General features: G+C 61.8%; 10 protein-coding genes. 5 read left to right on the top strand and 5 right to left on the bottom strand.

Going from position 1 to position 13,430, the window contains the following annotated elements:
- Positions 1 to 77: 77 nt before the first annotated feature.
- From JK199_RS10530 to JK199_RS10510, 5 genes are all read right to left on the bottom strand, one after another.
- Complete coding sequence (locus JK199_RS10530) at positions 78 to 2,309, bottom strand: FUSC family protein (protein WP_212375711.1); 2,232 nt, start codon at positions 2,307 to 2,309, stop codon at positions 78 to 80.
- 156 nt (positions 2,310 to 2,465) lie between these two features.
- The gene (locus tag JK199_RS10525; RefSeq protein WP_077930816.1) at positions 2,466 to 2,999 is read right to left on the bottom strand and encodes an adenine phosphoribosyltransferase; all 534 of its coding nucleotides are present in this window, start codon (positions 2,997 to 2,999) and stop codon (positions 2,466 to 2,468) included.
- Positions 3,000 to 3,083: 84 nt separating this feature from the next.
- A complete protein-coding gene (locus JK199_RS10520) occupies positions 3,084 to 5,315 on the bottom strand; it encodes an ATP-binding protein (protein WP_212362651.1) in 2,232 nt (743 codons plus the stop codon).
- A 59-nt stretch (positions 5,316 to 5,374) separates the two neighbouring features.
- Positions 5,375 to 6,658, bottom strand: coding sequence for a multidrug effflux MFS transporter (locus JK199_RS10515; protein WP_025827105.1), 1,284 nt, complete (start codon positions 6,656 to 6,658; stop codon positions 5,375 to 5,377).
- Between the two features lie 130 nt (positions 6,659 to 6,788).
- The gene (locus JK199_RS10510) at positions 6,789 to 7,493 is read right to left on the bottom strand and encodes a TVP38/TMEM64 family protein (RefSeq protein ID WP_212375708.1); all 705 of its coding nucleotides are present in this window, start codon (positions 7,491 to 7,493) and stop codon (positions 6,789 to 6,791) included.
- Between the two features lie 117 nt (positions 7,494 to 7,610).
- Between JK199_RS10510 and JK199_RS10505 the strand changes: the two genes are divergently transcribed.
- The 5 genes from JK199_RS10505 to JK199_RS10485 all read left to right on the top strand — a co-directional run bounded on the left by JK199_RS10505 (position 7,611) and on the right by JK199_RS10485 (position 13,424).
- Positions 7,611 to 8,657, top strand: coding sequence for a COX15/CtaA family protein (locus JK199_RS10505; RefSeq protein WP_212375777.1), 1,047 nt, complete (start codon positions 7,611 to 7,613; stop codon positions 8,655 to 8,657).
- Positions 8,658 to 8,934: 277 nt separating this feature from the next.
- Entirely contained in the window at positions 8,935 to 10,524 is a 1,590-nt protein-coding gene (locus tag JK199_RS10500; protein ID WP_212375705.1) for a 2-isopropylmalate synthase, read from the top strand.
- Between the two features lie 197 nt (positions 10,525 to 10,721).
- The gene (locus JK199_RS10495) at positions 10,722 to 11,768 is read left to right on the top strand and encodes a rod shape-determining protein (RefSeq protein WP_025827108.1); all 1,047 of its coding nucleotides are present in this window, start codon (positions 10,722 to 10,724) and stop codon (positions 11,766 to 11,768) included.
- Positions 11,769 to 11,939: 171 nt separating this feature from the next.
- Complete coding sequence (mreC, locus tag JK199_RS10490; RefSeq protein ID WP_077930812.1) at positions 11,940 to 12,845, top strand: rod shape-determining protein MreC; 906 nt, start codon at positions 11,940 to 11,942, stop codon at positions 12,843 to 12,845.
- Between the two features lie 12 nt (positions 12,846 to 12,857).
- Positions 12,858 to 13,424 (top strand): rod shape-determining protein MreD, encoded by a 567-nt coding sequence (locus tag JK199_RS10485; protein ID WP_244985068.1) that lies wholly within the window; start codon positions 12,858 to 12,860, stop codon positions 13,422 to 13,424.
- Positions 13,425 to 13,430: the final 6 nt, after the last annotated feature.

Genomic DNA, 13,430 nt, shown 5'->3' with positions numbered 1-13,430 from the left:
TATCTCTTTACGTAAGCGCACCAAAACGGGGCGGGTCTCCGTGCATGCCCGCTGGCACAGCAAGAGTCAAAACACGGTCAGGAAAACGCCTTATCGAGATAAGGGGAAGAGGCATCAAAAAAGTCCTGATTCTGCTCCAGTTCCGTGGCAATAACCCGCAGACTGGCCAGCGCCCGCAGCATTTCAACACGCACGGACAGATTTGTTTCCACCTGCTCACGCTGCACCAGATACGCCACCGCCAGACGGGTGGCGCGGGCTGTGCGCCCGTACTGCCCGCCATACCGGCCTGTAAACCGCTGCATCCGGTTCATCATGGCCTGCGTGGCGCGCTGGGCGCCCGGCGGCAGCACACCCTGCGCCAGAATGGCGCGCAGCCGCAGCACATTCAGCCCGATGGTCATGCCGGACAACACGCCGCTCAGATACCGGTTGAGCACAAAGGATTTTTTATCCGGCGTCATGCTGGACAGGCGCACAAACCCGTCCACACTCCGCCCCACCACTTCCGCTGGCAGTTCCGGCACGCGCTGGCTGGCCAGCCGCCGCAGGGAACGCAGAATGGTCAGCCGCAGGTCCCACCGCAGGCCGTCCGGGTCAAACGGCAGGAATACCCGGTACATCCACATCGCAAACACCATGGCCAGCAGGAGCGGGAGAGCGGTGTTGAAATACAGGATTTCATCCATCCGGCCCTGATTAAGCGGGCCAACCAGAATAGGCAGAAACAGGTTATACGCCACCGCCGCCAGAATAAGCGGCAGATACGCAAAGGCCAGCCCACCCACCAGCATGGGCACGGCCAGACACAGGGCCAGCATCTCATACGTGGTGGGTTGCACCAGCACCCACAAATCCAGCAGCCCGCACATGCCAATGACGCAGATGGTGCCGTGCAGGAACGCCTTTGTCGCCATGGCTGGCTGCTCCAGCGTGGAGAACAGGGCGCAGACAATGGCAACAAACATCATGAACGTCAGGCCATCCGGCCACGCCGTCGCGACCCAGATCAGCCCGGAACAGAAAATGGTGACAGACGCGCGCAGACTATTGGTAAAGGCCATCCGCCAGTCCCGGTAGGTCCGCATGGCGTAACGGAAATGGTCATGCGGCTGCGGGTTGCGGCTCATATCAAACTGCTCAAGAGCCAGACGCAGTTCGTCCATCATCTCACCCAGCTTATGCAAAAGCTGGCCCTGCCGGGAGATCACGCGCTCTTCCGCGCGGTCAACGGGCACATGCATGGCCGCAACCATTTCTTCGTCCAGACAGGAGGCCGCGAGCTGGCGGCAGGAGGCACATAATTCGTCCAGATCCTGCAAAACCGGCGTAATGGACTGCCCCTGATCCAGACGCCCCGGCAGCGTTTGCAAAAAATGGCTCACATCCGCAGCAGTCTGCTGATAATGCCCGCCATTGCTGTCCGGCACCTGCAACAGGGCCGCAAGATCCAGCCCGCGGGACATCAGGACTGTCATGGCAGCAAGGGCTGCGCGCGCGTGGTCGCCCTCATGCTTGTGTTTGCCCATCTCAATTTCGGCAAACTCGACCTGATCACTGAGTGTCAGAATGGTGGAAAACACTTCCGGCGAGGTGGTGACGGAGTGTTTATCCCCTTGCAGCAGGCTCCCCAATGTGCGCGTTACCCCGCCCAGCGCCTGCACAAAATTGCTGGCCAGCCGGTTTCTGGCGCGGTTTTCCAGCCGATACTGGAACAGGGAGGAAATGGTGGTTTCCACCACAATGCCCAGCGTGATGTAGGTGGCGCGCGCCATGGCAATTTCAAAAATATGGTCCGGGGCCAGAACACCATCCAGCGCAATAATGGCGTAGGTAAAGCCGGACGCCCGCATACCGTGAATCCGGTAGTTGGTCATGGCGGCGGGGCCGGGCAGCAGCGTGCCGATAAAGCAGAACGCCCCGATCCCCCCGGCCAGACAGAACAGGTAGAGCAGCGGGGCCTGTGGCATACAGGCCACCAGCACAATGGCGCAGAGTGTGCCTACCACCATGCCGAACATATGCCAGCGCGCCTTGGCAATGGATTTGCCACGTGTACCCTGCGCCACCATCCAGACCGTGAGCGCGGCCCATTGCGGGCTGCCAAGCTCCCACCACAGGGCAATGCCCAGAGCGATCAGGGCGGAAATGGTGGTCCGCAGTGCGTAGCCAAAAGAGAGGAGGTCCGGCGCATACAGCCAGCGAAAATGGTCAAGTTTGCGCGGCGGGCCAGACCCCAGAAGAGTCTGGCGCGCAATTTGCGCACAGGCCTGCCAGAGCTGGCCGGGGTGGAGCGCCGCACGCCTCATGCAGCACGCAGCCAGACATCGTTTAAGGAAAGACCTGCCATGCTGTGTTCATAGCGCAGGCCCGGCCAAAAACGTATTCACACCTTAACTATGCCGCTATGCCTGACAGGCAGGCGTCCCGGCCAAAAATAATAAGCCAGAAAGACGCCCTGAAAATCAGTCCTCGTAAGACAGCAGGGTCTTCACCGGAGCGTCCACCTTTGCGCGTCCGCCAAGGCCTGTCAGTTCCACCAGCACGGACGCACCAACAACCTGCGCTCCGGCTTTTTGCAGCAACGTCACGGAGGCAGCCAGCGTGCCGCCTGTTGCCAGCAGATCATCCATCACCACAACGCGCTGGCCGGGTTTAATGGCGTCGGCCTGAATTTGCAGGGTATCGCTGCCATATTCCAGATCATAGGTGTGGGAGATGGTCGCCCCCGGCAGCTTGCCCGGTTTACGCAGCATCAGCATCCCGCAGCCAAGGCGGTCCGCCAGCGGGGCGGCAGTCAGAAACCCGCGGGATTCCACGGCGGCCAGCATATCCGGCTCCCACGGTGCAATCTGGCGCGCCAGACGGCCCATGGCGATCTGCCAGGCATCCGGTTCCCGCATCAGCGTGGAAATATCGTAAAACAGGATACCCGGTTTCGGAAAATCCGGAATGTTCCGAATATAACGCTTCAGGTCGATATCCTCGTGCTGCGTCATGGCCCGTGGTGTCCTTTCCGATGGTTTTTTGCGGCACTCGCTCTAGCCCGCCCCTCCCCCTTCCGCAAGAGAGAAGCGGTGGAGTCAGACTCCCGCCCGCGCACTCAGCGCCGTGGTGACGGCCTGCATCAGCCCGTCCCTGCGGAACGGCTTGGCCAGCAGCCGCGCGCCTTCCAGCGCGCCGGGCGGGGGCGGGCTGTCCGCCGTAATCTCACCCGACATATAGATAACAGCCAGCCCGGCATCCCGCCCGGCCAGCACGCGGGAGAGGGTGACGCCATCCAGCGGGCCGGGGAGCTGAATATCCGTCACCAGCAGATCAATCCGCCCTTTTGCCGCCGCGGCAACGTCAAACGCCTGCTCACCATCGCCCGCTTCCAGCACCCGGTGCCCGGCCATGCTCAGAATGGTGACAACAATATCACGGATCGCGGCATCATCTTCCACAACAAGAACCTGCATCTGGCGCTCCTGGACCTGTGCGACCGGCTGAGATTTAGGCAGCACGACCTCTTTCACATCCGTGACGGCCCGTGGCAGCCACAGAGAGACTTCTGTGCCGCTGGACGAGCCGGTGGCAACCACAACACGCCCGCGCACCTGCTGAGAAAATGCCAGAACCATGGCCATTCCAAGCCCCGTGCCTGCCCCTTCCCCTTTGGTGGTGAAGAAGGGCTCAAACAGATGCGCCAGAACCTCCTTCGTCATGCCGCAGCCACTATCAATCACGTCCAGCCGCACCCAGTCCCCGGCAGTCAGAGGCGTTGGGTCAGACACCACACGCATGGTACGGCCTTCTTCCACCGGCAGGCTCATGAGGTCCGCATTGACGGAGAACGTCACATTCCGGGCCGCAATCCGCAGGCGGCCGCCTTTGGGCATGGCATCCCGCGCATTGATGGCGAGGTTCAGCACCGCACTTTCAAGCTGGGCCGGGTCCGCACGGACAGACCACACACCCGACACATCCCCACATTCCACCACAATACGGGAGCCGATAATGCGCCCGAGCAGGCCGCTCAGAAAGGAAAACAGATCAGCCAGAGAGAGCGAATCCGGTGTGGAACTCTGCCGCCGCATGAAGGAGAGCAACTGGCCTGTCAGCGCCTCGGACCGCCGCCCGGCGTGGGTCGCGGCGGAGAGATATTCCTGCCGCTGCTCCACATGGTCCGGCTGGTCATGATCCGCCGCCAGTTCCAGATTGCCGAGAATCACGGTGAGCAGATTTTTGAAGTCATGCGCAATCCCGGCCGTTAGCTGGCCGAGGGCGCGGAGTTTCTGGGCTTCACCCAGAGCGCGCTCGCTACGCAGGCGCAGCGTGATATCCGCCGCCGTCAGCACAAAGCCCCGGCGCTCAGCCGCGCCATCAGGCGCAAAAAACAGGGTGCGGCACAGTTCCAGATCCGCGCCGTTAATCCCGTGACATTCCACCATGACCGGCGGCGCGGATTCGCCCTTCAGCAGACTGGCCTCAATATGTTCAAACGGCTCCAGCAGCGGCACACCGCCCACCACCAGAACCGCACTCAGCTCCTCATAGGACAGGCCGAGTTTCAGAAAGTCCTTTTCCAGCCCCAGCACGGTGCCCAGCTGCTCGTTCCAGTGCCACAGGCGGCCATCCGCCCCGAACAGGGCAACCCCCAGACTGAGGCTGTCCAGTGTGGCGCGCAGACGCAACGCCAGATCCCGCGAGGACGCCTCGGCCCGGGCTGCGGCCAGAGAGGAACGGTCCAGAACCCAGCCTGCGGAAATCAGGCTGAGAACACCCGTCAGAATCCCCAGAAGGCCCAGACGCCGCTGCCAGCTTGTATTGCGCACCATGTTGGCCACGCGGTCTGCCTGATCCAGCGTGCTGACGCGGCTGAGCACGGAAAGATTATCATCCAGCGTGCCCAGAACCTGCTCACCCCCTTCGGGGATGGCACCGCCAGCGGTTTTCCAGCCTGCAATCTGTGTCAGGGCACTTTCCACCGCGTTCAGCGGTTCGGACCGCTCCCCGCCTTCACGCTTCTGGACGGCCTTAAACCCCGTAAAGTCCTGCCGTGCTGTGGCAAGCTGGGCTATGGCGCGCTCATAACAGGTCTGGTCCCGCTCCTGCCCTTTGGCCAGCCAGGCGTAATGGCAGATCCGGGCCTCACTGGTGGCATGGTGCAGATTGCGCAGGTAACTGCCCGCCGCCGTGCTCTGGCGATCCAGATCACCATGGCGGGCCATTTCATTCCCCAGCTCAATCCCCATTGTGCCGAATGTGACAATAAGCAGACCGGCGCCAATCAGCGCCAGAATATGCGCCCGTCTTGCGGGATGCCGTGCCATGCCGTCCTAGCTCCGTCTTCCATTGCCTGCGGCGTCAGGGCCCAGCACCCGTATCTGCCTCAGTCGCTCTGCTGACCGCTTGTGCTGCGCAGCCCTCCGGGCCGGAGCGCGCACATGACCAGCATCATTACTGTACCCAAAAACATACAGCCCGCCATAGGCAGAGCTGAGGTTGTGGGGAACATCCCCAGCACGGCACCGGCCAGCGCGCCCAGCACATACTGCATGGTGCCCGCCAGAGCCGCAGCCGCCCCTGCCAGAGAGGGATGATCCGCCAGCGCACCCATCATGCCATTGGGGAAGATAAAGCCCGTTGGCGCAAGGGTGAGGACCATCGCGGCAATAAGGAACCACACTTCATAGTGGGTACGCCATTCCGCTCCTGCATACCAATCCCCCCACAGGCTGACAGCCACCACCAGAGCACCGCCCAGCACCGCCACCAGCACCGCCATAACCAGCAGGCGGGCAGAGTCGATCCGGCCCACCAGCAGGCCGTTCAGCTGGGACGCACCGATCATAAATACGGAAAAAATGCCAAACAGCATAGAAAACCGAAATGGCGTGAACCCGAAGATCTTGATGAAAACAAACGAGGCTGCCGTAAGGTAACTGAACTGCATGAAGGTGGAAAAGCCGGTGATCAGCGCGTGAGAGCTGAAAGACCGGTCCCGCAGCAGGGTGAGATACCGGGTGACGAGTGTCATGGGGGAGAGGGAGACGCGCTTCTGATAGGGCAGCGTTTCAGGCAGCACCCACAGCACCAGCGCCACGCACAGCAGCCCATACACTGCCGAAGCCCAGAAAATGATGCGCCAGGACGTAACGGCCACAACCATCCCACCCAGCATGGGGGCCAGAATCGGCACAACGCCCATCACCATCACCAGCTGGGACAACATTCTGGCCCCGGCATTCCGGTCCGGCACAATATCACGCACGCATGCGGTCGGGATGACCAGACTGGCCGAAGCCCCGATAGACGCCACAAACCGCGCAATGGAAAAGGTGATGATATCCGGCGCAAACGCACAGACGGCAGAGGCCAGACCGTAAATCAGATTCCCCGCCAGCATGGGCCAGCGCCGCCCGTACCGGTCCGCCAGAGGCCCCATGGTAATCTGGCCGATGGCAAGCCCCACAAACCAGATGGATAACGTCATCTGCACATTGCCCGCCGAGGTATGGAGCGACTGCTCCATGGCGGGGAAGGCTGGCAGATAAATATCAGTGGAAATGGGGCCAACAGCAGTCAGAAACCCCAGCAGGAGCGGCAGCCAGCGCGGGACTCCCTGCGGAAAAATGGCAGAAACAGGCTCTCGTGAGACGGTGGCAGATGCCATCGTAGCGCTCCGGAAAGAAAAAAGAGGGCAGAGGAAGAACTGAACAGGACATCGCCCTGACAGGACAGAGAGAAAAGTGAAGAACAGAAATGCAGCAGCAGTGTCATGCTGCCCCGCAGGCGCGGAATGCCTACACGTCAGGCTGACCCGTCTGGCCGGAGTCCTGCACAATACGGCCAACCTGCGCCCGGCGCAGCAGCCATACACCCAGCACGCCAGAGGCCACAAACAGCCCCCCGCCAAGCACAAACTGCCAGACGGCGTCAAGCCGCACCCCGGCCCCCAGCAGCACCGCCACCACATTCTGCGGCAGGCCACCCAGCACCGTTGCCGCGGCAAACGGCAGCACGCCTATGCCGGAAACACCACCCAGAAGATTCAGCAGCAACGCAGAGCCGACCGGCAATAGCCGCAAGGTCAGAATACTCAGAAACGGCTGGCGGCTCAGCATGGCATCCAGCCGGGCAAAACGCGCCCCCAGCCGGGCCTGCGCCCACTGCCGCCCGCCCCAGCGCGCCCAGAAAAACCCGGCAACACACCCCGCCGTGGAGGCCAGGGTAATCATTACCGTGCCTTCTACCGCGCCATAGGCCAGCCCGGCGGCAAACCCCGCCACCTGCCGTGGCAGGCCAAACGCACACCAGACGGAGGCCCCCGCCAGAAACACCACGCGCCCCCATACGCCATCCCGCAGCAGGGCCGTACTGTCCAGCACATGCCGCAGCCCCGGTACGGCGCGCAGCAGCACCGCACCGGCCACCAGAAAGGCCAGCATCAGCGCGGGGCGCAAAAACCGCAAAACAGGCCCGGAGGCGGAGGGAGATGTCTGTTCCATCCTGCCGGCTGGTACCATCTTCTTGCCGCCAGCCGCAAGCAGGGTTTAAACCCCGTTTATCAGACACAACACAGGCCAAAGGGTGCCATGTCCTCCTCTCTTCCGCGCTATGCCGATATGGCCCCCAACCATCGCCGCCTGATTTCCAACTGGCTGTTCCTGCTGTGCTTCATGCTGCTGGGCATGATCGCCATTGGGGGGGTGACGCGGCTGACCGGCTCCGGCCTGTCCATTATGGACTGGCAGCCCGTCAGCGGGTTTATCCCCCCGCTTTCTCATGCGGAGTGGGAACGGCTGTTCGCGCTGTATCAGACCATCCCGCAATATCACCTCCAGCATGAAGGCTTCGGGCTGGAAGGATTTCAGCGCATTTTCTGGGCGGAGTGGATTCACCGCTTCTGGGGCCGCCTGATGGGCCTTGTGCTGCTGCTGCCGCTTATCTGGTTTACCATCCGGGGCATGATTACCCGCGCGCTGGCGCTGCGGCTGTTTGTGTTCTTTATTCTCGGCGCCATGCAGGGGGCCATTGGCTGGTTTATGGTTGCCTCCGGCTTCCGCCCGGACAGCACGGCGGTGGAGCCGGTGCGGCTGGTGCTGCATCTGAGCGCCGCCCTCGCCCTGTATCTCGCTATTTTGTGGACGGCACTGTCCATCCGCTGGCCCACTCCGCAGACTGTGGCAGCCTCCCCCGGCGGCACGCTGACAAAGCGGCTGGTCTGGCTGGCTCTCGGGCTGATCTGCATTACCATTGTGGCCGGTGGCTTTACGGCGGGCACCCATGCCGGCTTTGTCTACAACACCTTCCCGCTGATGGATGGCCACCTGATTCCGGCTGAGTATGCCCGCCTCTCCCCGTTCTGGATGAATCTGGTGGACAACAAAGCCGCCATCCAGTTTGACCACCGCCTGCTGGCCACCCTGACGGCGCTGAGCATTGGCGCGGTTCTGCTGGCTGGCCTGCGCAGCACAACCCTTGGTAGCAAGGCGCATAACGCCATCATGCTGCTGGGCTGGGCCGTGCTGATCCAGTATGCGCTGGGCGTCACTACCCTGCTGCTGGTTGTGCCCGTCTGGGCGGGTGCGGTGCATCAGACATTTGCCGCAGTCCTGCTGGGGGTCATGCTCTACACGCTGCATTGCCTGCGCGGGCAGCGGGCAAACTAGAGTTGCTTTTACAGAATCCCTCTGTATTGTGCCCCGCATGAATTCCGTCTGGTTCACGTCCGAGTCTCTGCTGTGCCGCACTGCGGCGCAGGCGGGCGGCGTGGCCACGCGTCTGGACCTCCTTCTTCGACTAATCAGCCCCTGAGCGATCCGGGCGGCTTCATGCCGTCGCGCTTAGGGGAAAGACGAACAAGCCCTTCGTATCCGTAACCGGATACCCGGTGTGCCTCACCCGCATGCCAGCCCCAGACAAGACCGATTTCAAGGACGTTTTCCGATGTCAGCCACATCCCACATCATCAATCACCCCTCCTTTGGCCGCCTGCCTGCCGACCGTGTCATTATTTTTGACACCACACTGCGTGATGGCGAGCAGTCCCCCGGCTTCTCCATGAATCTGGCGGAAAAGCTGCGCATGGCGGAAGCACTGGCATCGCTGGGCGTGGATGTGATGGAAGCAGGCTTCCCGGTTGCCTCCAGAGGTGACTTTGACTCCGTGCACCAGATTGCCCAGCACACCAAAGGCGCTGTGATCTGCGCGCTGGCCCGCTCGGGTGGCGCGAAAGACATTGCCGCCGCCGGTGAGGCTCTGGCCCCGGCGGAACGCAAGCGCATTCACAACTTTATCTCCACCTCTCCCCTGCACATGAAATACAAGCTGCGGATGGAGCCGGAGACTGTTCTGGACCTGATCACCACCGGCAACACCGCCGCCCGCAATCTGACCGATGATGTAGAATGGTCTGCGGAAGATGGCTCCCGCACGGAACCGGACTTCCTGTGCCGCTGCGTGGAAGCCGCTATTAAAGCCGGCGCCACCACCATCAACATTCCCGACACCGTGGGCTACGCCACGCCGGAGGACATGGAACGCATTTTCTCCATGCTGCTGGCGCGCGTGCCGGGGGCCGATCAGGTGATTTTCTCCGCCCATAACCACAATGATCTCGGGCTGGGCGTGGCCAACACGCTGGCCTCCGTGCGCGGCGGGGCGCGCCAGATTGAATGTACCATCAACGGCATTGGTGAACGGGCGGGCAACGCCGCGCTGGAAGAAATCGTCATGGCGCTGCGCACACGGCATGACCAGTATCCCTTCACCACCGGGATCCATACGGAAAGCCTGCTGAAAGTCTCCCGGATGCTGGCCACCATCACCAGCTTTGATGTCCAGCCCAACAAGGCCATTGTCGGCCGCAACGCCTTTGCGCATGAAAGCGGCATCCATCAGGATGGCGTGCTGAAAAACGCCGCGACCTATGAGATCATGACGCCGGAAAGCGTGGGCTGGACCCGCTCCTCCCTGATCATGGGCAAACATTCCGGCCGCGCCGCCTTCCGCGATAAACTGAAAGCTCTGGGCTATGGTGATCTGGATGACGCCAAGCTGAATGACGCCTTTGCCCGCTTCAAGGATCTGGCCGACAAGAAAAAGGCCGTTTACGACGAAGATATTGTCGCACTGGTGGATGATGAAGTGCGCGATAACGAGCATATCCGTTTTGGCGCCCTCAGCCTGACCTCCTGCTCCGGCAAGCCCTCCTCCGTCACCTTGTCCCTGACGGTTGATGGTGAGACGGTTGAAGCCGACGCCACGGGCAACGGTCCGGTGGATGCCGCCTTCAATGCGCTGCGCAGCGCATTCCCGCATGATGCCCGTCTGGCGCTGTTCTCCGTGGGTGCCGTCACGGAAGGGACAGACGCACAGGCCCGCACCACCGTACGTCTGGAAGAAGACGGCAAACTGGTGGATGGTCAGGGTGCGGATGCCGATACCGTCGTCTCCGCCGTACGCGCTTATGTGCATGCGCTGAACAAACTGCTGGTCAAGCGTGACCGTGCAGAACCGGAAGAACTGACCGCCTGAAAACGCCCCGCCAGCCCGGTTCTGTTATACCAGACCGGGCCGGTATAATTTTAGGTAGTTTATTGCTTCAGGGTCTTGTCTGGGTGGTTGCACCCCGGTAAGCCCTGCCCCCATATAGAAGCTGATTATCAGAGTATGGTCGTTCGCGCGCCTGCGGTCAGGCACGTACGGCATCCTCCCCAAGCCAGGAGTGCTGGATGTTCTCTCGTTTGCTCGGTCTCATGTCCGCCGACATGGCTATTGACCTGGGTACTGCCAATACCCTCGTCTACGTCAAAGGACGCGGCATTGTACTCAATGAGCCGTCTGTGGTGGCCATTGCCGAGGTGCGGGGCAAAAAGCAGCTTCTGGCTGTGGGGGATGAAGCCAAGCTGATGGTTGGCCGGACTCCGGGCAACATCACCGCCATCCGCCCGATGCGCGATGGTGTGATTGCCGACTTTGATGTCGCGGAAGAAATGATCAAGCATTTCATCCGCAAGGTCCATAACCGCCGCGCCTTTACCAGCCCGCAGATTATTGTGTGCGTGCCCTCCGGCTCCACCGCCGTTGAGCGCCGCGCCATTCAGGAAAGTGCGGAAAGTGCCGGGGCACGCCGCGTGTTTCTGATTGAAGAACCCATGGCCGCCGCCATTGGCGCGGGCCTGCCGGTGACGGAACCGTCCGGCAGCATGATTGTGGATATCGGTGGCGGCACGACGGAAGTCGCCGTGATTTCTCTGGGCGGCATTGTCTATGCCCGCTCCGTGCGCGTGGGCGGAGACAAGATGGATGAAGCCATCATCTCCTACATCCGCCGCACCCATAACCTGCTGATTGGCGAAAGCTCCGCCGAGCGCATCAAGATCAAGCTCGGCTCCGCAATGATGCCCGATGACCCGGAAGACCCCGGCCCCTGGCTGGACGTGAAGGGGCGTGATCTGATTAACGGTGTCCCGCGTGAGGTGCAGGTCTCTCAGGCCCAGATTGCCGAAAGCCTGCTTGAACCTGTCAGCCAGATTGTGGACGCCGTAACCACGGCTCTGGAAAACACGCCGCCGGAACTGGCGGCTGATATTGTGGACAAAGGCATTGTGCTGACCGGCGGCGGCGCGCTGCTCTACCGCCTGAATGAAGTGCTGCGTCTGGCAACGGGCCTGCCAGTAACGGTGGGGGAAGACCCTCTCTCCTGCGTGGCACTTGGGACGGGCCGTGCGCTGGAAGAAATGAAGCGCCTGCGCAACGTCCTGACAACCATGTATTAATTGTCACGTTTTTATCATACTACGAGTCCCCTTCCGTCCGGAAAGGGGGAACGCGGCACACTATGTCAGCCCGGCTGATGGAAAGGATGCATGCCACTTTATGTGGAGAACACGCAGACACGCCCTGAACGCACACACGGAGTCTGACCCTGCACAGGTGATGGAGGCCGCATGATTCCTGTCTCCATCCAGATGCGTCAGGCGCTGGGAAAGCTGGTGTTGCCCCTGCTGGTTCTGCTGTCCATTGGCATCATTATTGCCGGTCAGGCAGACCGGAAACTGGCTGACAAGGCCCGCATGACCGTGGCCGACGGGCTGGCCCCGCTCTGGGGGCTGATGACTGCGGCCCAGCACCGGGTGCAGGCTGTCAGCACCAATCTGAGGGAAGCCGGACGCATGGCGTCCGAAAATGCACGTCTCCAGACTGAAAATGACAATCTGCGCCGCTGGTATGATGTCGCCGTTTCCCTCACGCGGGAAAACGATACGCTGAAAACCGCCCTGCACTGGATTCCCGAACCCACACCGGCCTTTGTCACCGGCCGCGTGGTGGCGGATAGCGGCGGCATTTACGCCCGCGCTGTTCTGCTGGTGGCGGGCACGGACAGTGGCGTGCGCGTAGGCAATGTCGCGCTGGCCGCCAACGGACTGGCGGGCCGCGTGACAGAAACCGGGGCACGGTCCTCCCGCATCCTGCTGATTACCGATATCGCCAGCCGCCTGCCCGTCACGCTGGACGCCAGCCACGCTACCGCCATTATGGGGGGAGATAACACCCCCCTCCCCCGGCTGATGTATTACGCGCAGGATACCCGGCCCATTGAAGGTGAACGAGTCGTGACGAGTGATCAGGCGGGTGCTTTCCCGGCAGGGCTCCCCATCGGGACGGTGCATTATCTGCATCCCGGCCAGCCCGTTGTGGTGCCGTTTGCCCAGCTTGACCACCTGACGATGCTGCGGGTGTTTGACTTCGGTCAGGCACTGATCGACCCGCCAGATGCGCCCGGCCATGTGCCGCTGGCCCACCCGCGCCAGACGCTGACTCTCCCCCTCAAGACCCTGCTTGGCCAGGGCTGAGGATCAGGCGGGATGATACCAGATCCTTCCATGAGCGCGTGGGAGCCGGAACTCCGGCCCCGCCAGACCCTGTGGCAGCGGCTTGACCACGGGGCACGCCACCTGCTGCCCTCACTCTTTATCGCGCTGATCATCATCTTTTTCTCGGCCCCGCTGAATATTCCCGGGGCGGCGGAACTGCTGCCTGCTCTTGTTATTGCGACCGTTTTCTTCTGGTCCTTCTGGCGGCCTACCGGCATGTCCGGTCTGGCGGTGTTTCTGCTCGGTCTGTTTATGGATCTGGTCGGTTTTACGCCGCTTGGGGTCAGCGCCTTTATCCTGCTGCTGGTTCATGGCGTGGCCTTTTATGCCCGCTTTGGCCTGATGCGCCTGAACTTCCTGCTGGTCTGGGGTGTGTTTGCACTGGTGGCGGCAGGGGCATGCCTGCTGCAATGGGGGCTGGCCTGCCTGTTCCGGCTCGCCATGCTGGACATTGCCCCGGCTTTGTTTGAGGCTCTTCTGACCATTGGGGTCTATCCTCCACTGTCAGCCCTGTTCTCATGGGTTCTGCACAGGCTGGATGAAAAGGAAGACCCCTGATGCTGC

Source organism: Acetobacter persici, from assembly GCF_018256955.1.
GTDB lineage: Bacteria > Pseudomonadota > Alphaproteobacteria > Acetobacterales > Acetobacteraceae > Acetobacter > Acetobacter persici.
This window is presented reverse-complemented; position numbering and strand designations above follow the sequence as displayed.